Genomic DNA, 22,289 nt, shown 5'->3' with positions numbered 1-22,289 from the left:
CCTGGGTACCTGGGGGCGCGGGGAACTGCGCAGCGGGGGTTCGGGGGCTGAGCCCCCGTGTCAGGGACGGGAATGGGCAGGGGCGGCGGGGGCGAGATCCGGCTGAGCGCATTCCGGGGTGCGGACCCGTACCTCGCGCAGCGTCAGCGACGCCAGCACCGCCGCGCCCACAAGAAGCAGCACCCCCGCGACCGCAGCCGCCTGCATCCCACTCGTGAACGCCTCCCGAGCCGCGACCACCAGCGATTCCCCCGCCCGCGAGGGCAACCGCTGAGCCTCGGCAAGCGCCGCCCCCAGCGTCTCGTGCGCCCCGGCCGGCGCGGAGGCCGGCATCTCGTGCCGGTACACCGCCGTCCCGATCGACCCCAGCAGCGCCATCCCCAGCGCACCCCCGAACTCCGCCCCGGTCTCCAGCACCGAGGACGCGGTCCCCGCCTGCTCGGCCGGCACGGTGCCCAGTGCCAGGTCCATCATCTGGGACATCACGACGACGATCCCGGAGGCGATGACGCCCGCCGCGGCGAGCACCAGCCACATCGAGTCCGTACCGGCGACGGTGAGCATCCCGTAGCCGCAGGCGGCGAGGACGAAGCCCCCGGAGACGACGTACGCCCGGTTCACTCCCCGCTGCACGAGCCGCGCGGCGACCGGAGCCGCGACCCCGACCGGCACGGTGGGCAGCAGGGCCCACAGCGCGGCCTCCATGGAGCTCTTGCCGAGCACGGACTGGAGGTACTGCGTGGTGAAGTACGCCGAGCCCAGCATGGCGAACGACGACAGCAGGTTCAGTACGACCGCGGGCGTGAAGCCCCGCCCGCGGAAGAGCGCGGGCGGCAGCATCGGTGACGCGGCGGTCCGCTGGCGGTGGACGAACAGGGCGGCGAAGAGCAGGCCGACGGTCATCGAGACGACGTAACGGACGTTCCAGCCCTCCGACGGGATCTCCTTGACGCCGTAGATCACCGGCAGTACGGCGGCCATGGACAGCGGCACGCTCAGCAGGTCGAAGCGGCCCGGCGACGGGTTCCTGGACTCCGGGAGCAGGAACGGGCCGAGGACCAGCAGGAGTGCCATCGCGGGCAGGTTCACCAGGAACACCGAGCCCCACCAGAAGTGCTCGACGAGGACACCGCTCATCACCGAACCGAGCGCGACACCGCCCGTCATCACCGCGGACCACAGGCCGATCGCCTTGGAGCGCTGGCCCGGGTCCGTGAAGAGCGTGCGGATCATCGCCAGCGTGGACGGCATCAGGGTGGCCCCGCCGATGCCGAGCACCGCGCGGGCCGCGATCAGCGTCTCCGGGCTGTTCGCGTACGCGGCGGCCAGCGAGGCGGCGCCGAAGGCGGCGGCGCCGATCAGGAGGAGCCTGCGGCGGCCGATGCGGTCACCGACCGAGCCCATCGTCATCAGCAGCCCGGCGAGCACGAAGGCGTACACGTCGAAGATCCACAGCTGCTGGGTGCCGCTCGGCTCCAGGTCCGCGCTGATCCGGGGAATCGCGAAGTAGAGGACCGAGACGTCCATGGACACCAGGAGCAGCGGCAGCATCAGGACGCCGAGAGCGGTCCATTCGCGGCGGCCGGCCCGGGGTCCGGACGGGGGCGCGGCATCGGCGACCGGGCTCGAAGGGTTCGGCGGGTTCGTCATGTCCTGGACTGTACGGCCGTCTTAAACGAGTGTCTAGTACGCTTGTGTAATACGTACGTCTGGGACGGTTGTCTGTCGCGCGGGTAGGGTGACCGGCATGGGACACCGTGAGGATCTGCTCGAAGGCGCCAAGCGCTGCCTGCTGGAGAAGGGCTTCGCGCGGACGACCGCGCGCGACATCGTCAAGGAGTCGGGGACGAACCTGGCGTCGATCGGCTACCACTACGGGTCGAAGGACACGCTGCTCGCGGAGGCGTACATCTCGATCGTCGAGGGGGTCTCCGACGGCTTCGACGGCGCGGAGGAGCCGCGGGGGGTGGCCGGTTCGGAACCGGGTTCGCTGGAGCGGTTCCACGAGGTCTGGAAGAGCGTCATCGCGACCATGCGCACACCCGGCTCGCCCTGGCATCTCAGCATGGAGATCGTGGCCATGGGCGACAAGCTGCCGGGGGTGCGCGCCCATCTCGCGAAGGCCCAGCGCGAAGGGGCGCGCGGCATCATCCCGATGCTGATGGGCGGCCTGGAGGAGGAGGTGTCCGAGGGGGACGTCGACACCCTGGGCAAGTTCTACATGACCCTGATGATGGGGCTCATCGCCCAGTGGACCTTCGATCCCGGGACCGCGACCGACGCCGACGAACTCACCGCGGGCCTGCGGAAGGTCGTCGAGGCGACGCAGGGGAAGGTGCCGGGGGCGAAGGGTGAGCCGCCGGCCTGAGGGTCGGGCCGTCCGACTCCCGCCTCTCCCGCCGAACGTCCCCGCCGGACGCGAGCCCTTCCGGCGGACCCGCCCGGCAGCCCACCCCGCCTCATGGCCAGAACCCGCCGACACGGCGGCGGGTTTTCCACTGGTGACGTGTACACGCCGACCCGACTATGTGGTGCACGTGTGTTCGGTGTGTGTTTTCTGTGCGTGAACAGCCCGCTGTGGTACCCGCTGTGACACCCACCGGATCTTTCCGGAACAGCGCAACCTGCCGAATTAGCCGCTGCTGAAGGGTCGGGCCGCATCATGGCCGGTCGGGTGTGGGGACGTAGACGTTTTCTTCCGCTGTTACTGGGGTTCGCCCTGCTCGTGTCGCTGCTGTCCGGCAGCGTATGGCGGGCCGGCGAACCGGTACCAGCGGCCGATGTGCAGCCCCTGGGCGGCTGCGTACCGGGGTCGGAGGCGACGGCGAAGGGGCCGATCGCCGCGGAATCCGCCCCGGTGACCAAGGAGTGGGTCGTCCCCGGCACCGGGGTGACCAAGCGCGTCGAACGCGACGGCGCCGAAGTGGCGCTCGCGCCGGAGGCGGTGGACCGGCCGACGGAGATCGGCGTCCAGCCGCTGACCGAGAGCAGCATGCCGGGCCTCGGCTCCGGCATGGACAACATGACCAAAGGACCGAGCGGTTACCGGTTCACGCCGACCCCGCACACCTTCGAGGCCGACATCACGGTGACCCTGCCGTACGACCCCGACGCGGTGAAGACGGCCGGGCTCACACCGAACGACATACGGACGTTCTACTACGACGAGGCCGCCGACTGCTGGCAGCCGCTGGAGCGGCTCGCGGTCGACGAGGAGAAGCAGGTCGTCGTCTCGCGGACCAGCCACTTCACCGACATGGTGAACGCCACCGTCACCGCGCCCGAGGGCCCCGAGCAGGTCAGCCACGACCCCAACCGGATCAAGGGCATTCAGGCCGCCGACCCCTCCGCCGGTGTCGGGCAGATCGCCGCCCCGGCCGCCAACAGCCAGGGCGACGCCCGGCTCTCGTACCCGCTGGAGCTGCCGGCCGGCCGCGGGGGAGCGGAGCCCGCCCTCTCCATCGGTTACTCCTCCGCCTCCGCCGACAGCTGGCTGGGCAACGGCTGGGAACTCTCGACGCCGTCGGTCTCCATCGACACCCGCTGGGGCGTGCCGCGCTACGACACGGCCAAGGAGACCGAGACGTACGTACTGGGCGGCGAACAGCTCACCCCGGTCGCGCACCGCACGCAGCCGCAGCCGCGCAGCGAGGGCGACAAGATCTTCCACACCCGGGTCGAGGGCGGCTTCGCGCGCATCGTCCGCACCGGTGACTCGCCGAAGACGTACGGCTGGGAGGTGACCGACAAGTCCGGGGTCCGCCATGTCTACGGCGGTGAGGGCGCCGTGCTGACGGACGACGAGGGCAGCGTCTTCTCCTGGGCGCTGCGCGAGGTGCGCGACCCGCACGGCAACACCGTGCGCTACAGCTACGCGCCCGTCGAGGACGCGGGTGTGGCGGGCGGGACCGTCGCGGGACGCGAGCTGTACGTCAAGAAGATCGCGTACAGCGGGCACGGGGACACCGACGGGCCCTACACGGTGACCTTCGTCAGGGACCGCGAACTGGGCGAGCCGCGCCGCGCCGACGTGTCCATCGACGCGCGCGGCGGCTTCAAGCGCGTCACCGCCGACCTGCTGCGCCGTATCGAGGTGCGGTTCCGGGACGAGCTGGTGCGCGGCTACGAACTCGCCTATCGCGAGGGCGCGTTCCACAAGACGCTGCTGAAGTCGGTCGCGCAGCTCGACGCCGACGGCAAGGTCTTCGCCGAGCACGAGTTCTCCTACTACGACGACATCCGCGACGCCGACGGCGCGTACGACGCGTTCGCGAAGGTCGACTGGTCCTCGCCGGACGACAACGTGCGCAACGGCCGGGTGAACGGTGTGCGTCCGGGCGCCGGTGAGGCCGGGGCGCTCAACGGCAACACCTCCACCGGCGCGGGCGGCCACCTGTACGTCGGCTTCGGTTCGAACCGTTCCAAGAGCGGCTCCGCCGGTGTGAAGGCGGGCTTCAACCGGTCCACCGACGAGGGGCTGCTCGCCCTCCTCGACGTGGACGGCGACAATCTGCCGGACAAGGTGTTCGAGCGCGGTGACGGTTACGTCTTCCGCAAGAACCTCTCCCGGCCGGGCGGCGAGCCGAAGTTCGCCGCCACCACGACCGCCCTGCACAACCTGCCGGGAATCTTCAGCGAGTCCACCAGCAGCCGCACCGCGGGCATCGAGAGCTATCTGGCGGGCGCCCAGCAACTGGACCACATCAGTACCGTCTCCACGACCCGGCGCTACTTCGCCGACGTCAACGCCGACGGCGTGGTGGACCTCGTCAACGGCTCCGCCGTGGTGTTCGGCCGGGTCGGCGCCGACGGCGAGGTGACCTACGGATCGGCCGCCGACACCCCCGCGCCGATCGGCACCGGCACGGTCGACGCGGCGGGCACCCTGCCCGACCTGACCGCCGAGCGCGAACGCCGGATCGCCTCCTTCCCGCTGGTGGACTCGGTGCGCCGGTGGACCGCGCCCTACGACGGCACGGTGGCCGTCACCGGCAGCGTGACCCTGGAGGAAGTGCCCGGGGAACTCCCCGAGTTCGCCGACCCGGACGGTGTCCGGGTGGCCGTCCAGCACGAGAACCGGGAGCTGTGGTCGGCCCGCGTCCAGCAGGACGACCGCACCCCGCGCACCCCCGAGGGCGTCGACGCGATCGAGGTGGAGCAGGGCGACCAGCTGTACTTCCGGGTCGGCTCGGTCTTCGACGGCGCCGCCGACCAGGTCGCCTGGGATCCGGCGGTCACGTACACCGGGTTCGAGGCGACCGACGCCAACGGGCTGCCCCTGCACTCCTACCAGGCGTCCGAGGACTTCACCCTCACCGGGCGTGCCGGAAGCGTCGAGGCACCGGCGACGGGCACCCTGCGCCTGACCGGTGATCTGAAGAAGACGGCGGCCACCACCGACGACCTCACCGTCCTGATCACCCGGGACGGCGACCCTGTCGTGGAGCGGACCGTCGGCGCGGCCGAGACCGGCACCTTCGACGTCGGCAACTCCGTCACCGTCACCAAGGGGCAGCGGCTCACCTGGCGGATCAGGACCGACTCCCCGATCGACCTCGCCGCACTGCAATGGGCGCCGCGGGCCGAGTACACCGAGGCCGAAGGCGTGGAGGGCGAGGCGGAGTTCAGCCCGCCGTACGACATCGACACCTATACGACCCGTGGGGAGCCGCAGCGCGCGTACACCGCCCCCGGTGGCACGCTCACCGTCACCCCGCGGACAGAGGGCGGCTCCGGAACCGCCGTGTTCACGGTGAAGAAGCGCGGCGCGCTGCTCGCCAAGGAGACCGTGCAACCGGGCGGTGAGCCACCGTCGTTGCGGGTCGACGCTCAGGCGGGCGACGCGCTGTACTTCGACGTCACCGGCTCCGGCGTCACCTCGGCGCAGGTGACCGTGGGCGAGGACACCGTCGCCGCCACCGTGCACACCCGCGCCACCGAGGGCGTCTTCGCCCGCCCGTACCGCGGCTGGGCCGCCGTCGGCTACAACGGCAACGGCGACCGCGCCGAACAGCCCATCAGGCAGGCCGACCTGACCGGCGAGTCCATCCCCGACCGGCTGCCCGACGACGTGGACCCGGCGGCCGAGCGCGAGGAGTTCGAGAGGGACCCGCGGATCGCCCCGCCGGACGTGGTGCCGTTCACGCCCGACCGGGAGAACGGCCGCTGGACCTCCGGTGACGTCTGGGTCGCCGCGGACGAGGCGGCCGGCTCGCGCTACGGCGGACAGACCATCGGCCTGCCCACCGCCGAGTCCCTCGCCTCCGTGCAGGCCGTGCCCCGGATCTCGGAGTCCGAGCAGATCTCGCTGACCGGCTCGGTCGGCGGCGGGGTGGGAACCGTCGGCGGCAGCGTCGCCTTCGGCACCTCTCAGGGCGTCCTCGACTACCTTGACATGAACGGCGACAGCTACCCCGACGTCGTCGGCTCCGCCGGTGTGCAGTACACCGAACCGACCGGCGTGCTCGGCGCCACCAAGGGCGACGTCCCCGGCGGAGCGGTACGCGAGTCGGACAACGTCACCGGCAACGCCAACGCGGGCAGCGCCGCCCGCACCCTCGCCACCGGCCGGGGCCACGCCGCCCCGCCCGCCACGGGCACCGCCAACACCGCGACCTCCGGCAACGACATGCCCCCGCTGGGCGTCGGCGGCAACCTCGGCAGCGGAAAGTCCGACGGCCGCTTCGACCTGCTGGACATCAACGGCGACCAGCTTCCCGACCGCGTCTACGAGAACGGCCGCGCCGCCCTCAACCTCGGCTACCGCTTCGCCGCAGCCGAACCCTGGCCCGGCGGGAAGATCAACGAGGGCAGCAGCTCCAGCTCGGGCGTCAACATCGGGTTCGAGACCGACTTCTACGGCTTCGGCGGCGGCGCCTCCTTCGACCGGACCACGTCGTCCACCAAGAACTCCCTGGTCGACGTCAACGGCGACGGCCGCGCCGACCGCGTCCTCGCGGGCGACCCCATCCGGGTCGCCCTCAACACCGGCTCCGACTTCGCCGATCCGGTGCCCTTCAAGGGCAGCCTGGACGGGATCAACAAGGACTCCAACGCCAAGCTCGGCGGCGGCGCCTACTTCACGATCCCCTTCTGCACGCTGTTCGTGACCGGCTGCGTCATCACCAACCCGGGCGCGAGCGTCTCCACCGGTGCCTCGCGCGCCGAGCAGATGCTGCGCGACATCGACGGCGACGGGCTCGCCGACCACCTCGCCTCCACCAAGGACAGCGAGCTGACCGTCGCCGCCAACCGCACGGGCCGCACCAACCTCCTCAAGTCCGTGTCCCGGCCGCTGGGTTCGCGCATCGACCTCGACTACACGCGCGACGGCAACACCTACGACCAGCCCGCCACCCGCTGGCTGCTGAGCGGTGCGAAGGTCCACGACAACCTGCCCGGCGACGGCCCCGACACCCGGTCGACGGCCTTCACCTACCGGGACGGCGCGTACGACCGCCTGGAGCGCGAGTTCCGCGGCTACGGAACCGTCGCCACCACCGAGGACGGGCAGCGCACCTCCACCACCGAGTACGACACCCGCGGCCACTACACGCGCGGCCTGGTCGAGCGGCAGACGGTGGCGGACAGCTCGGGCGCCCTGTTCACCGAGACGCTGAACACCTACGACCTGCGGGACATCACCACCGGCGAGCCCGCCGACGGCAACTCGACCCGCGCCACCCTCTTTCCCCGTCTGACGAAGACGGAGTCACGCTGGTACGAGGGCGCGGCGGCACCGGGCAAGAGCACGTCGAAGGAGCTGGCGTACGACGACCTGGGCAACGTGATCCGCACGACCGATTACGGCGAACCGGGCGCCGCCGACGACGTGGAGACGAAGACCCGGTACACCGAGTGCGCCGACACCCACATCGTCGGCATCGCGCGCGCGGTGGAGGTGTACGGCGGCGGCAGGAAGATGCGCTCGCGCGAGTCGGAGGTGGACTGCGCGACGGGTGACGTCACCCGCCACACCGCCGAGCAGACCCACGGCGAGAAGGCCGTCACCGACCTGGAGTACAACGACACCGGCACGCTGAAGTCGGTCAAGTCACCGGAGAACCACCGGGGTCAGCGCTACCGGCTGACCTACGAGTACGACGGCCCGACCGGCACGTACGTGACGGCGACGAAGGACAGCTTCGGCTACCGCTCGACGGCCGAGTACGACCTGCGGTTCGGTCTGCGGAGCGAGTCCGTCGACATCAACGGCCAGAAGATCCGCACCACCTACGACCGGGCCGGCCGGGTGGCGTCGGTGACCGGACCGCACGACCACAAGGCGGACCGCCCGACCATCGCCTTCGCGTACCACCCCGAGGCCGCCGTCCCGTACGCGGTCACCCGTCATCTGGACCGTGCCGCGGACGGGAAGGTGAAGGACGACACGATCGACACCGTCACCTTCGTCGACGGTCTCGGCCGGGTCGTCCAGACGAAGAAGGACGCCGAGGTCGCGGGCAAGGACGTGATGACGGTCTCCGGCCGCGGTGTCTTCGACGCGCTGGGCCGGGTCGTGCAGCAGTACTACCCGGTCACCGAACCGAAGGGCGCCGCCAACACGGCCTACAACCCGGCCGTCGACACGGTCGGACCGGCCCGCATCACCTACGACGTACTCGACCGCGCGCTGCGCACGGAACTGCCGGACGGGACGGTGACCTCCCTGGCCTACGGCTTCGGCAAGGACCGGGCGGGCCGGCCGCAGTTCGAGACGGTGGCGACCGACGCGAAGGACAACCAGACCCGCACCTACGTGGATGTGCGCCGGCAGCAGACCGCGATACGCGAACCCGGGGCGAAGAAGGGCGACGCGCCGATCTGGACCTCGTACGCCTTCGACGCGCTCGGACAGCTGACGAAGGTCGTGGACGACGGGAACAACACGACCATGAGCGAGTACGACGACTTCGGCCGCCGTACGGTCGTCGACTCCCCGGACGCGGGCCGCACCACGACGGGTTACGACCCGGCGGGCAACGTGACCCGCTCGGTCACCGCGAACCTGGCGAAGAAGCACAAGGCGATCGCGTACGAGTACGACTTCAACCGCCTCGTGAAGGTCGACTACCCGGTCTTCAAGGACAACGACGTCCGCTACACGTACGGCGATCCGGGCGCCAAGGACAACACCGCCGGCCGGGTGGCGAAGATCGAGGACGCCGCGGGAACGGTGAAGCGGCAGTACGGCCCCCTCGGTGAGGTCGTCGAGGAGACCCGCACGCTGCCGGGCCCCCTCCACACGACCAGCCTCTTCACCACGGGCTACCGCTACGACAGCTTCGGCAGGGTCCTGTCGCTGACGTACCCCGACGGCGAGGAACTGGAGTACACCTACGACAGCGGTGGCCAGGTCACCGCGGCGACGGGCACCAAGAAGCACTACAGCTACGACTATGTGAAGTCCCTGGACTACGACAAGTTCGGCCAGCGGACCCGCGTCGAGCTGGGCAACGGCACGGCGACGTCGTACGCGTACGACGCCGAGGACCGCCGCCTCGCGACGCTGAACTCGACGCTGCCGAAGGGCGAGTCGTTCCAGAAGCTCAGCTACACCTACGACGCGGTCGGCAACGTCACCCGTCAGGAGAACACGGCCGAACCCACCGCCGGTGCCGCGGAGGCCGCGGACGCCGCGGGCACGGCGGACGCGGCCGAGACCGCGGAAACAACCGAGACGGGCGGGCCCACCGTCCAGACCTACACCTACGACAACCTCTACCGCCTGACGAAGGCGACCGGCTCGTACGACTTCGCCAAGAAGAAGACCGACACGTACGCGGTGTCGACCACGTACGACACGATCAACAACATCACGAGCAAGGACCAGCGCCACGCGATCGTGTCGGACGGCGGTCACGAGAACGTGCAGAAGCACACCACCTACGCCAACACCTACGCGTACAAGGACCCGAGCCCGCACGCCCCCTCCCGGGTCGGCGAGGAGTCCCTGTCGTACGACGCCAATGGCAACCTGATCGACAGCGAGTCCGACGCCCTCGGCCACCCGCGCCGCCAGCAGGTCTGGGACGAGGGCAACCGGCTGGCCTGCGTCCACGACCTGTGGAAGTTCGAGACGGTGGAACAGGAACCGTCGTCCTGCGACAAGCTCGGCAAGTCGCCGACCGTCCGCTTCACGTACGACGCCGACGGCAAGCGGGTCGTGAAGGAGGGCACGCAGACGGCCCTCTACCCGAACCAGAACTACTCGACGCGCGGCCTCCAGGAGTTCAAGCACGTCTTCGTGGGCACGACCCGCATCGCCACGAAGACCTCCAAGCCCCTCGGGCTCTACGAGAAGGACCAGTTCTACTACCACGCCGACCATCTGGGCTCGACATCGTTCGGCACGGACGAGAAGGGCCGGGTCGCCGAGCACCTCGACTACTTCCCGTCGGGGGAGGTCTGGGTCGACGAGAACAAGGGCGCGGACAACCCGTACCGGTTCACCGGTAAGGAACTGGACGAGGAGACCGGCTACTCGTACCACGGGGCGCGCTACTACGACGCGCGCGCGGGCCTGTGGCAGTCCCCGGACCCGGCGCTCGGCGGCTATCTGGACGGCTCACCGAACGGCGGGGTGCGGCGCCCGGCCAACCTCAACCTGTACGGGTACGCCTACGACAACCCCGTCGGGTACTCCGATCCCTCCGGCCGCACCCCCGAGGGGGAGGAGTTCAACCTCGGACGGCACCTCATGGAGAAGTTCACCCGCCACCACGACCAGGCGATCACCATGGCGGGGCGGCAGTTGGAGGACACCCATCCGGGCGGCAGGGTGACCATGGACCGCCAGAGCCTGGAACCGCGCAATCCGGAGAACTACGTCAACGGCGGCTGGGCCGACCTCATCCTCTGGACGGACACCTTCGTCTACGTGTGGGACGCCAAGCACAAGGGCGGCCGGGCCGAGAAACAGGGCGTGACGGACGTCGAGTGGTACGTGGACAACCTCCAGGCCCAGCTGCTGGCCAAGGGGGACACCCGGATCGTCGCCGCCGGATTCGACCTGGAGCGGGAGGAGGAGCCGTCCTGGTACGAGGAGAACACTCTGCTGGAGATGGAGTCGTCACAGACCTATCCCGGCAAGGGAGTGATCACCTACACCACCACCAAGCAGGTCGAACAGGAACAGGAGGTACGCGTGCCCGCCCCCACCCCCGTCCCCCTGCCCACACCCGCGGAACAGCGGAACAGGCTGACGTTCTTCGGCGCGGTGCTCCTGGCCATCGGAACCGGGGTGATGGCGCTAGCCCCCTGAGGCCCTAGAGGCGCCGCGCCTTGATCGCCATGTGCAGCAACAGCCGGTCCTCGCCGTCGGACAGGTCCAGGCCCGTGAGCTGTTCGACGCGTGACAGACGGTAGTAGAGGGTCTGGCGGTGGACGCCCAGTTCCGCCGCGGCGCGGCCGGCCTGGCCCGCACGGTCGAGGAACACCTCGGCGGTGCGGGCCAGTTCGCGATGGGCGGGGGTGAGCAGCGGGCGGACGGCCGGGTCGGTGGCGGCGGCCGGGGACATCGTCGACAGCAGGCGGTACGGGCCGATCGACGACCAGTGCGCGACCGGCCCGAGCCGGGGCTCCGCCAGGGCCGCGCGGGCGGCGGCGGAGGCCTCCTGCCAGGCGGCGGGGAGATCGGCGAGACCGGTGCGGGGGACGGCGATCCCGGCCGCCGCACGGCCGCCGCCCGGTGCGCCCCCGGCCATCTCGTTCGCCCGCAGCCCGGGCGGGGCGGACCCCCGTACCTCCTCGGCCCTCTCCAGGAGGCGGGCTGCCGCCGTCGTCGCCGGGGTGAGGACCTCGGGGGAGCGCAGCCGGACCAGCAGGGCCAGGCCCTGGTCGTCGGTGTTCCAGGGGAGGGCGCACAGCGCGGTGGCGCCCGGGATCGTCCGGACGGAAGGGGCGTCGTCGGGGTCGGCCGACGGCCAGGCGGCCACGCAGAGCACGGTGTGCGGGCCCTCGCCGCGCGGGCCCAGGGCCGTACGCAGTTCCGTCACCGCCAGCTCCCGCTGCCAGCCGCTCCCGGCGCTGAGCACGGCGCGCAGTTCGCGGCTCAGGTCGGCGCCCGCCTGGGCCTCGTCCGCGAGCAGGGCGCCGATGCGCGGCGTCACCTCCATGGCCGCGGCGAGCTGCCGGTCGGTGGGCCCCGGCTCGTCGGCCAGGAGCCACACATAGCCGAGGGCGACACCCCGATGGCGTACCGGGAGGCAGACGCGGCCCCGGTGGACGCCCGCCTCCGGGGTCGGCGGGATGCGGACCGGCCCGGTCGCCCGCGCGATGCCGAAACTCTCGAACCAGGTGCGGACCGCCGAAGTGGAGCGGCGCGTGAGGATCGAGCGGGCGCGCACCGGGTCCAGCGCGGAGGCGTCCAGCTCGCCCTCGCTGTCGTACGCGCCGAAGGCGATCAGCTCGAAGTCGCGGTTCTCCAGCGTCGCGGGGGCGCCGAGGAGCTCCGAGATCTCGTCGACCAGGTCTTGATAGTCACCCTTGAATTCGGCCGTCACCTGGGCATTGTGCCTCGATTCCGGCCGCCTTCATACATCTGTCTGAGATCGGCGACACGGATGCGTGACAGCTGTCGATGGCTGACGATCGGGGGAATCCCTAGGTTTCACGGTGGTTCTCCGTCTACCGGCTTTCTGTGGAGGTGCCCCGTGCTGGGTCCCGTGATTCTCGCCGCCTCGCGCAGCGACCGGATGCGTCGTCTCGTCTCGGCGGCCCCGGTGACCAGGCCGGTCGTCGACCGCTTCATCCCGGGCGAGAGCGTCGACCAGATCGTGCCGATCATCCAGGACCTCACGGCCAAGGGCCTGGAGCTGACCATGGATGTCGTCGGCGAGGACATCACCACCCCCGAGCAGGCCGCGGGCGCCCGTGACGCCTACCTGGAGCTCATCGGCCGCCTCGCGGAACTCGACCTCGGGACGCGCGCCGAGATGTCGGTGAAGCTGTCGATGTTCGGACAGGCGCTGGAGGGCGGCCACGAGCTGGCCCTCGCCAATGTCCGACCCGTCGTCGAGGCCGCCGCCGCCATCGGCACGACCGTCACGCTCGACGCCGAGGACCACACCACCCTCGACTCGATGTTCGCCATCCACGAGGAGCTCCGCAAGGACTTCCCCGAGACCGGCTGCGTCATCCAGGCCTACCTCTTCCGCACCGAGGCCGACGCCCGCCGCCTCGCCGCGAACGGCAGCCGCGTACGGCTCGTGAAGGGCGCGTACAAGGAGCCCGCCGAGGTCGCGTACCTGCAGAAGCCCGAGATCGACAAGGCGTACGTACGGGTCCTGCGCATCCTCATGGAGGGCGACGGGTACCCGATGATCGGCTCCCACGACCCGCGCCTGATCTCCATCGCGCAGGAACTGGGACGGCGCGCCGGACGCAAGATCGACGAGTACGAGTTCCAGATGCTGTACGGGATCAGGAGCGACGAGCACCTGCGGCTCGCCGCCGAGGGCCACCGCATGCGGGTCTACACCGCCTACGGCACGGACTGGTACGGCTACTTCATGCGCCGCTTGGCGGAGAAGCCGGCCAACCTCCTCTTCTTCGCCCGGTCGGTCCTCACCAGGGACTGACACGGGCGCCCAGCCCCAGGACTTCAGCAAGGGGGCCGCCACCGCGGGCCCGAGCCCCGAAACACCCGCTCATCAAGGAGTACGGAACCCATGGACGCAGTGACCCAGGTCCCCACGCCCGTCAACGAGCCGGTGCACGGCTACGCCCCCGGCACGCCCGAGCGCGCCCGCCTGGAGGCGAAGCTCAAGGAGCTGGCCGAGAACCCGATCGACCTGCCGATGACCATCGGCGGCGAGAAGCGGATGGGCGGCGGCGAGCGTTTCGACGTCGTGCAGCCGCACAATCACAAGGCGCGCCTCGGCACCTACGCGAACGCCACGAAGCAGGACGCCCAGGACGCCGTCGACGCGGCCCTCGCCGCCGCGCCCACCTGGCGCGCGATGTCCTTCGACGACCGTGCCGCGATCATCCTGCGCGCCGCCGAACTGCTGTCCGGCCCGTGGCGCGAGACCCTCGCCGCCTCCACGATGCTCGGCCAGTCCAAGACGGCCCAGCAGGCGGAGATCGACTGTCCCTGCGAACTGGTCGACTTCTGGCGCTTCAACGTCAAGTACGCCCGTGACCTGCTCGCCGAGCAGCCCCCGGCGAACTCGCCCGGCGTCTGGAACCGGCTCGACCACCGCCCGCTCGAAGGCTTCGTCTACGCGATCACGCCGTTCAACTTCACGGCCATCGCGGGCAACCTGCCCACCGCACCCGCGCTCATGGGCAACGTCGTCGTGTGGAAGCCGTCCCCGACGCAGACCCACGCCGCCGTGCTGCTCATGCAGCTCCTGGAGGAGGCGGGCCTGCCCAAGGGCGTCATCAACCTCGTCACCGGCGACGGCATCGAGGTCTCCGGGGCCGCCCTGGAGCACCGCGACCTCGCGGGCGTGCACTTCACGGGCTCGACCAAGACCTTCCAGTACCTGTGGAAGACGGTCGGCAACAACATCGAGAAGTACCGCACCTACCCGCGCATGGTCGGCGAGACCGGCGGCAAGGACTTCGTCGTCGCGCACCCGAGCGCCGACCGCGCCGTCCTGAAGACCGCCCTGACCCGCGGCTCCTTCGAGTACCAGGGCCAGAAGTGCAGCGCCTCCTCGCGCGCCTACATTCCGGCCTCCATCTGGAACTCCGGCTTCAAGGAGGAGTTCGCGGCCGAGATCGACGGCATCACCATGGGTGACGTCACCGACCTGTCGAACTTCATCGGCGCCGTCATCGACGAGCGGTCCTTCGCCAAGAACAAGGCAGCGATCGACCGGGCCGCCGCGGACCCGACCTGCACGATCGTCGCGGGCGGCACCTACGACGACTCGGTGGGCTACTTCGTCCGCCCGACCGTCGTCGAGTGCTCCGACCCGGCCAACGAGGTCTTCACCACGGAGTACTTCGGCCCGTTCCTCGCCGTGCACGTCTACGACGACAGCACTCCCGAGGGCTACGACGAGATGCTGGCCCAGATGGAGTCGGTCTCGGACTACGCGCTCACCGGCTCGGTCATTGCGGGCGACCGCGCCGCCGCCGCGTACACGATGGACAAGCTGCGCTACGCCGCGGGCAACTTCTACATCAACGACAAGTCGACCGGTGCCGTCGTCGGCCAGCAGCCCTTCGGCGGCGGTCGCGCGTCCGGCACGAACGACAAGGCGGGCGCCCCGCAGAACCTGATGCGCTGGACGCTGACCCGCGCCATCAAGGAGACGCTGGTCGCCCCGACCGACTACCCGTACCCGCACATGGGCTGAGACCGACCCGCACATGGGCCGAGACCGGACTCGTACCTGAGCCGAGTTCCGCCCCTCCCGGACCGGGACGCCCCCGCACACGGACCGGCGTCCCCACCGAACCGCCCCCGCCCCGGAAGCATCCCTCCGGGCCGGGGGCGGCGTGCCTGTGCCGGTCAGCCGGTCCCGTCGCGCCGGACGATCATCTTGCCCGTGTTGCCGCCCCGCAGCATCGACAGGAACGCCTCCACGATCCCCTCGAAGCCGTCGACGACCGTCTCGTCCAGGGCCAGCCTGCCGGCGAGCAGATGGGGGACGGCGAACGCGTACAACTCCTCCTGCACGTCCTGGTAGTTGCTCACCAGGAAGCCCTCGATCCGCAGGCTCTTCTCGACGACGTCGGCGTGGTTGTAGAGGACGGGCGGCGCGTCCGGGGTGTTGTACTGGCCGACCGTGCCGATCCGCACCACCCGCCCGCGTCCGCGCAGGGCGCCGATCGCGGCGCCGAGGTGCTCACCGCCGACGTTGTCGACGAACAGGTCGATGCCGGTGGGGGCGGCTTTCGCCAACTGCCCGGCGACGGAACCCCCGTGGTGGTCGAAGGCCTCGTCGTAGCCGACCTGCTCCTTGAGGTACGCGACCTTCGCCGCCGAGCCCGCGCTGCCCACCAGCCGTCCCGCGCCGAGCAGTCGGGCGAGGCGTCCGGTGGCCGTACCGACCCCGCCGGCCGCCGCCGAGACGAACACGTCGTCGCCCTCGCGGAGCCGCGCGATCCGGGTGAGTCCGACGTACGCGGTCAGACCGGTGCCGCCGAAGAGACTCAGATGCGCGGAGAGCGGTACGCCGTCGTGGCGGGGGAGGCGGCGGGTCTCCTCGGGGCGTACGACGGAATGGGTGCGCCAGCCGAGCCGGTGGAACACGATCTCGCCCTCGCGCAGCGCCGGATCACGGGACTCCACGACCCGGCCGAGCGTGCGGCCCTCCAGCGGGGCGTTCAACTCGAAGTCCCCGTCCATCATTTCGCGGTGGTACGGATCGACGGACCAGTACAGGTTCTCCACCAGGGCTGTGCCGGGCGCCGGTTCGGGCACCGCCGACTCGGCGAACCGGAAGTGGCCGGGGGTGGGGAAGCCGGTCGGCCGGGCGGTCTGCTGCACGGTGAGCGCGACATCGGGCGAGACGGTCCTGGGGGTGGTCACAGGGGTGGTCACGGGGAGGGTCATGGACAGGGACCGTAGGCAGGAATGCGCCGGGCGGGCAGAGGGTTGCGCTCATGGAACGGCCGCATCCATGAGCGGCCCTCATGGCCCTCTCAGGGGCGCGGGGAACGGCGCAGTCTTTTTGCCTTCAGGGGGCGCCGCCCCCACAGGGCAGCAGGTGGGAGCAGGCGGGAAACAGGTGGGGGACCCCATGAGCACAGCCGATCTCGCGCCGCAGGAACTGCGGACCCTGGTCGCCGTGGCGAGCGAGGGCGGCTTCTCCGCGGCGGCCGTCACGCTCGGCACGACCCAGTCCGCCGTCTCCCACGCGGTACGCGGCATCGAGCGCAAACTCGGCGTCGTCCTCTTCGACCGCGGCCGGCACGGCGCCCGGCCCACCCCCGCCGGGGCCCGCGCCGCGACCCACGCGCGGCGCGTCCTGCGCATGCTGGAGACACTCGTCGCCGAGACGCGGGGTGTGGGCGCGGGCCCCGACGGCGGCGACACCGTCGCCGGACCGCTGCGCATCGCCGCGTTCCGCAGCGCCGCCCTGTATCTGCTGCCGCCCGCGCTGGAACGGCTGACCGCACGCCACCCCGGCATCGAGCCGACCGTACGGGTCGTACGCGAGGTCGGCCCCGGCGTGGCGGGGGAGGTGGCCGACGGCCGGGCCGACCTCGGCATCGCGACCCTCGGCACGAGCGCGCCGGTCCCGCCCGAACTGATCGGCGACGTGCTCCTGGAGGAGCCGTACTCGCTGGTGCATCCGGCCGGACATCCCCGGCCGCGCTCACTGCCGTTGGTCGACTGGCGGGAGAACTGCTCCGCGTACACCAGGAGCTGGTGGGCCGGGCAGGACTGGATCCCGTGCGCGACGGTCCGGGCCGAGGACGACGGGGCGGTGCTCTCGATGGTCGGCAGCGGTCTGGGCATGGCCATCATGCCCGCGCTGTCCCTGACGGGCGCCCCGCCGACCCTGGAGATTACCGACCTCGGCCCCGACCGTCCGACCCGCTCCGTGGGATACGTGACCACGCCCGGACTCGCCTCGACGCTCGCGGTGCGCGCACTGATCAGAGAGCTGCGGGGTCTCGCGCCGCGGCCGAAGATCGAACGGTAGAAGCGCAGGTCAGGGAGGGGTGGCCCGATCCGCCGTCTCAGATAGTAGGAAGTCCGACTAACTATGGAGACAGATGCGGAGTCCTCGCTTAGCTTTGAAGGAGCCGAACGTCTCGCTCGACCCAGCGAATGGCGGTCGTGAGCCGGAGCCCCTTGCAGGCAACCCCTGCGGCCCCGCTCCCCGCCTCTTCCGGCGTCTCGTAACCCCCTCACCCCACTTCCGGCGTTCGCTGCCGGAGGCAAGGAGCCGATTCATCATGGCCGAGACGACCGCCCGCCGAGTCCGTCACGTCTCCCGCACCAGCGAGTCCGACCGCAAGAACGCAGCAGCCGCGCTCCAGCGCGCCCTCGACCGCCGGGACAACGGCGGCTCGACCGGCCACTGAGCCCCGTACGTCACTCGCACGAGCCGGGAGCCGCGCCCGCTCGACGTGCGGCGCGGGGCCTCACGCCCCGCGCCGCACCTCGAAGTGGTCGATGCGCTTCCCGCTCTCGGCGAGCGCCGACACCGTGAGCCGGGGAGCCGGTCCCGCCTCCGCCTCCACGGAGAGGAAGGAGTAGCCGGTGTACCGCACCCGCGACCACTCCACGGTGTCGGGATTCTGGTTCTTCGACTTCGTCCAGTGGTACGTGTCCACGGACTCGCGGTCGACGACCTTGCCCTCGTAGCTGTCCTTCACCCCTGAGGGGAAGCTGTACAGGCTCTTGCCCGCGCCGCCCGCCGTGACGTACACGATCCCGTCCCGTGTCGGATCGGTCGACGCGCCGATGGGTACCGGCTTGCCCACCCCGCCGTTCTTGATCGCGTCGGTGCGCTCGTACACATGGTTGTGGCCGTTGATCACCAGATCCACCTGGTGCTTGGTGAACAGCGGCAGCCAGGCGTCCCGCACACCGCCGTCCGAGGCGTGGGTCGACGTCGAGTAGGCGCAGTGGTGGAAGAAGACCACGACGAAGTCGATCCCGTCGTCCTTGCGCAGTTCCGCGAGCCGTCTGTCGAGCCAGGCCGTCTGCCGGCCCTCCGAATAGCCCTTGTTGGCGGGGATCTCGTACGACACGTCGTTCGCGTCCAGCGCCACGATCCCGACATTGCCGTACGTGAACGAGTAGACGCCCGGGGAGTTCTTCGCGTCGAAGCCGTTCTCGGGGAGCGAGAAGCGGGCCGACTGGCCGCCGTAGCCGTTCGACGAGTACCAGGCCTCCATGTCGTGGTTGCCGGTCGTCACCATCCACGGGACCGTCTTCGCGACCGTCTCCGTCTGCTTGAGGAACAGGTCCCAGGCGGTCGGGTCGTAGATGTCCGACTCCTCGCCGTGGCCCGTCACGTCCGCGTAGCAGATGTCTCCCGCGTGCAGATGGAAGGCGGGCTCGCGGCCGAGGATCAGCTTGTCGTTGGCGAGCGCGTCCGGGGTGACGCCCTGGTCGCCGAAGGCCGTGAACACGAACTTCTCCGCACGGGCGGGCGCCGTGGTGAAGGAGCCGACCGTGGAGTGCCGTTCCTTGGACGCCGGGTCGAACCCCTCGTGCCCGACGCCGTAGTAGTACGTCGTCCCGGGCCGCAGACCGTCCAGGGCGGCGTGCAGATAGAACTGGTCGAGGGCGAGCCGTACGCCGTCGAGCCCGGGGGTGTGCAGATCGCGCACCTCGGCCTCGATCTTGCGGCTCAGCTCCCACGGCTTCAGCCCCACCCGTACGTACGGCTTCCTGACCGTGAGCGGCACCTGCCAGGAGATCCGCATCTGGGTCTTCGGGTCCGCGCCGAAGGCGAGATGGCGGCCGAAGGGGGTCACGACCGCCCCGTCCACCCGTTCGGTGGGGGTGGAGCCGGCGGCCAGGGGAGAGGCGGACCGGCTCGCCGCGTCCGAGCCGGAGCCCGAGCCGGAACACCCGGCCAGCAGGCCGCCGGCCACCGCGCCCGCGCTCACCAGCGCGCGGCGGCGGGTGAACTTCGTCCGCAGGTACTCGTACTGCTCCGCCATGTTCATCCGGCGTGCGAGCCGCGGCGGGATGCCGACGTCGGGAGTGTCCATGCCTGTGAACTTCCCAGCAAGCACCGACAACCGCCATACGTACAGGTGAACGGGTGGCGACGGATTGATGCGCGTACGCGGTGCGGCCACCCGGCTGTGTCCGTATGACGGACGGCCCATGTCATCCCGTGGGACGGGGAGTAGGGTGCCGACATGTCTCGCAGCATCGATCTCGCAGTGATCCCCGGTGACGGCATCGGCCAGGAAGTCGTGGCCCAAGGCCTGAAGGTCCTCTCCGCCGTCCTCCCGCAGGATGTGAAGCTGGAGACCAAGGAGTTCGACTTCGGCGCCCGGCGCTACCGCGCGACCGGTGAGACCCTCACCGACGCCGACCTCGAAGCCCTGAAGCAGCACGACGCCATCCTGCTCGGCGCGATCGGCGACCCGTCGGTCCCGTCCGGAGTCCTGGAGCGCGGCTTCCTGCTGAAGCTCCGCTTCGCCTTCGACCACCACGTCAACCTGCGTCCGTCGAAGCTCCTGCCGGGTGTCGCCACCCCGCTCGCGGGCCAGCCGGAGATCGACTTCGTCGTCGTCCGCGAGGGCACCGAGGGTCCGTACACCGGCAACGGCGGCACGATCCGCAAGGGCACCCCGCACGAGATCGCCACCGAGGTCTCCGTGAACACGGCCTTCGGTGTCGAGCGCGTCGTGCGTGACGCCTTCGCCCGCGCCCAGGCCCGGCCCCGCAAGAAGCTCACGCTGGTCCACAAGAACAACGTGCTCACCTTCGCGGGCCACCTGTGGACGAACGTCTTCAACACGGTGGCCGAGGAGTTTCCCGAGGTCACCACGGACTACATCCACGTGGACGCCGCGACGATCTACCTCGTCACGGACCCCGCGCGCTTCGACGTGATCGTCACCGACAACCTCTTCGGCGACATCATCACCGACCTCGCCGCGGCCGTCTCCGGCGGCATCGGCGTCGCCGCGTCCGGCAACATCAACCCGAGCGGCGAGTTCCCGTCCATGTTCGAGCCGGTCCACGGCTCGGCCCCGGACATCGCGGGCCAGGGCAAGGCCGACCCCAGCGCCACCGTGCTGTCGGTCGCCCTCCTCCTGCGCCACCTCGGTCACGAGACCGAGGCCGCCCGCATCGAGGACGCCGTCTCCGCCGACCTCGCGGAGCGCGGCGCCACCACCCGTACCACCGAGGAGATCGGCGACGCGCTCGCCGCCCGAGTATCCGGCTGACCCGCCGGTACCACCCCAAGCCGCCGGGTCGCTTCCGCACCCGGCGGCTTTTCGTATGCCCCGCCGGGTGTCACCATCAATCCCTGGGCCGCATTCACACCGTTTCGCCCCCCTCCACGGCTTCCACGACATACGTGGCAGGGGTGGTGCCCCATTCGGCTCATCTCGCGCGATAATCGAACGCGGAGCCGCGAAATGACGACATGCTCGGACGTCCTAACACTGGCCACTGGCAGTACAGGCGTGAGCGCGGCCCGTCACACACAACCGGTGAAGGACAAACCACTCATGACGACGCCCACGATCGAGCTAAAGCCCTCCTCGTCCCCGCTGTCCGACGCGGAGCGCGAGGAGATCCTGGTCAGCCCGGGATTCGGCCGCCACTTCACCGACCACATGGTGACGATCAAGTGGACGGAGGGCCGTGGCTGGCACGACGGCCAGCTCGTCCCGTACGGCCCGCTCTCCGTCGACCCCGCGACGAGCGTCCTGCACTACGCGCAGGAGATCTTCGAAGGGCTGAAGGCCTACCGGCAGCCCGACGGGTCGGTCGCCACGTTCCGCCCCGACCGCAACGCCCTGCGCTTCCAGTCCTCCGCCCGCCGGCTGGCCATGCCCGAGCTGCCCGTCGAGACCTTCATCGAGGCCTGCGACGTGCTGATCCAGCAGGACAAGGCGTGGGTGCCGGCGCACGGCGGCGAGGAGTCGCTCTATCTGCGGCCGTTCATGATCGCCACCGAGGTCGGTCTCGGGGTGCGGCCCGCGAACGAGTACCTCTTCATCGTCATCGCGTCGCCCGCCGGGGCGTACTTCCCGGGCGGGGTGAAGCCCGTCTCCATCTGGCTGTCCGAGGACCGGGTGCGTGCCGTCCCGGGCGGCGTCGGCGACGCCAAGACCGGCGGCAACTACGCCGCGTCGCTGCTCGCGCAGGCCGAGGCCGCGGCGAAGGGGTGCGACCAGGTCTGCTACCTCGACGCGGTCGAGCACAAGTGGGTGGAGGAGCTCGGCGGCATGAACCTGTACTTCGTGTACGGGGACAGGATCGTCACGCCCACGCTCAGCGGGTCCATCCTGGAGGGGGTCACCCGTGACTCGCTCCTCTCGGTCGCCCGCGACCTCGGGTACGGATCCGAGGAAGCGCGGATCTCCAGCGACCAGTGGAGGCGGGACGCCGCGGACGGGACGCTCACGGAGGTGTTCGCGTGCGGGACGGCGGCGGTCATCACTCCCGTCGGCACGGTGAAGAGTGCGGGTGGTGAGTGGCAGCAGAGTGGGGGTGGGCCCGGGGAGGTCACGCTGAAGCTGCGTGAGGCGCTGCTGGACATTCAGCGGGGCGTCTCGAAGGACACCCACAACTGGATGCACACCCTCGGCTGACCTCCACGGGGGCGCCGCCCCCGAACCCCCGAAAAGACCAAAAGACTGCGCAGGTCCCCGCGCCCCCAGGTACCTGGGGG

At 70.5% G+C, this 22,289-nt stretch carries 12 protein-coding genes; 8 read left to right on the top strand and 4 right to left on the bottom strand.

The genetic code is table 11. The features are described from left to right. Nucleotides 1-60: 60 nt before the first annotated feature. The gene (locus ACFVH5_RS37795) at nucleotides 61-1,650 is read right to left on the bottom strand and encodes an MFS transporter (RefSeq protein WP_385838215.1); all 1,590 of its coding nucleotides are present in this window, start codon (nucleotides 1,648-1,650) and stop codon (nucleotides 61-63) included. A 97-nt stretch (nucleotides 1,651-1,747) separates the two neighbouring features. Here ACFVH5_RS37795 and ACFVH5_RS37790 point away from each other — a divergent pair, with 97 nt between their 5' ends. Then, complete coding sequence (locus ACFVH5_RS37790; protein WP_385838214.1) at nucleotides 1,748-2,368, top strand: TetR/AcrR family transcriptional regulator; 621 nt, start codon at nucleotides 1,748-1,750, stop codon at nucleotides 2,366-2,368. 357 nt (nucleotides 2,369-2,725) lie between these two features. Next, a complete protein-coding gene (locus tag ACFVH5_RS37785; protein WP_385838213.1) occupies nucleotides 2,726-11,263 on the top strand; it encodes a SpvB/TcaC N-terminal domain-containing protein in 8,538 nt (2,845 codons plus the stop codon). A gap of 4 nt (nucleotides 11,264-11,267) precedes the next feature. On the opposite strand, the gene ACFVH5_RS37780 is transcribed toward ACFVH5_RS37785, so the two are convergent. Next, nucleotides 11,268-12,503 carry a PucR family transcriptional regulator gene (locus tag ACFVH5_RS37780; protein ID WP_385838212.1) on the bottom strand — a complete coding sequence of 412 codons (1,236 nt, stop codon included), beginning with the start codon at nucleotides 12,501-12,503 and terminating at the stop codon, nucleotides 11,268-11,270. A 150-nt stretch (nucleotides 12,504-12,653) separates the two neighbouring features. Here ACFVH5_RS37780 and ACFVH5_RS37775 point away from each other — a divergent pair, with 150 nt between their 5' ends. Both ACFVH5_RS37775 and pruA read left to right on the top strand, forming a co-directional pair. Beyond that, nucleotides 12,654-13,580 carry a proline dehydrogenase family protein gene (locus tag ACFVH5_RS37775; RefSeq protein ID WP_385838211.1) on the top strand — a complete coding sequence of 309 codons (927 nt, stop codon included), beginning with the start codon at nucleotides 12,654-12,656 and terminating at the stop codon, nucleotides 13,578-13,580. Nucleotides 13,581-13,670: 90 nt separating this feature from the next. Then, nucleotides 13,671-15,311, top strand: coding sequence for an L-glutamate gamma-semialdehyde dehydrogenase (gene pruA, locus ACFVH5_RS37770; protein WP_385838210.1), 1,641 nt, complete (start codon nucleotides 13,671-13,673; stop codon nucleotides 15,309-15,311). 155 nt (nucleotides 15,312-15,466) lie between these two features. Here pruA and ACFVH5_RS37765 read toward each other — a convergent pair whose 3' ends face one another. Further along, entirely contained in the window at nucleotides 15,467-16,513 is a 1,047-nt protein-coding gene (locus tag ACFVH5_RS37765; RefSeq protein ID WP_385838209.1) for an NADP-dependent oxidoreductase, read from the bottom strand. A 187-nt stretch (nucleotides 16,514-16,700) separates the two neighbouring features. On the opposite strand from ACFVH5_RS37765, the gene ACFVH5_RS37760 reads away from it, so the two are divergent. Continuing rightward, nucleotides 16,701-17,609, top strand: a complete 909-nt coding sequence (locus ACFVH5_RS37760; RefSeq protein ID WP_385838208.1) for a LysR family transcriptional regulator — start codon at nucleotides 16,701-16,703, stop codon at nucleotides 17,607-17,609. 256 nt (nucleotides 17,610-17,865) lie between these two features. Next, complete coding sequence (locus tag ACFVH5_RS37755) at nucleotides 17,866-17,994, top strand: hypothetical protein (RefSeq protein WP_265649617.1); 129 nt, start codon at nucleotides 17,866-17,868, stop codon at nucleotides 17,992-17,994. Nucleotides 17,995-18,054: 60 nt separating this feature from the next. Here the strand turns inward: ACFVH5_RS37755 and ACFVH5_RS37750 are convergent, their stop codons facing one another. Next, nucleotides 18,055-19,638: a purple acid phosphatase family protein gene (locus tag ACFVH5_RS37750; protein WP_385838206.1), complete on the bottom strand. Its 1,584-nt coding sequence runs from the start codon at nucleotides 19,636-19,638 to the stop codon at nucleotides 18,055-18,057. A gap of 153 nt (nucleotides 19,639-19,791) precedes the next feature. Here ACFVH5_RS37750 and ACFVH5_RS37745 point away from each other — a divergent pair, with 153 nt between their 5' ends. Both ACFVH5_RS37745 and ACFVH5_RS37740 read left to right on the top strand, forming a co-directional pair. Continuing rightward, the gene (locus ACFVH5_RS37745) at nucleotides 19,792-20,832 is read left to right on the top strand and encodes a 3-isopropylmalate dehydrogenase (RefSeq protein WP_385838205.1); all 1,041 of its coding nucleotides are present in this window, start codon (nucleotides 19,792-19,794) and stop codon (nucleotides 20,830-20,832) included. A gap of 288 nt (nucleotides 20,833-21,120) precedes the next feature. After that, nucleotides 21,121-22,209, top strand: a complete 1,089-nt coding sequence (locus ACFVH5_RS37740) for a branched-chain amino acid aminotransferase (RefSeq protein ID WP_385838204.1) — start codon at nucleotides 21,121-21,123, stop codon at nucleotides 22,207-22,209. Nucleotides 22,210-22,289 lie beyond the last annotated feature (80 nt).

The organism is Streptomyces sp. NPDC127119, assembly GCF_042677425.1.
In the GTDB taxonomy this organism is placed as follows: Bacteria; Actinomycetota; Actinomycetes; order Streptomycetales; family Streptomycetaceae; genus Streptomyces.
The sequence above is the reverse complement of the archived record's forward strand: the minus strand, read 5'-3'. Positions and strand labels throughout refer to the sequence as shown.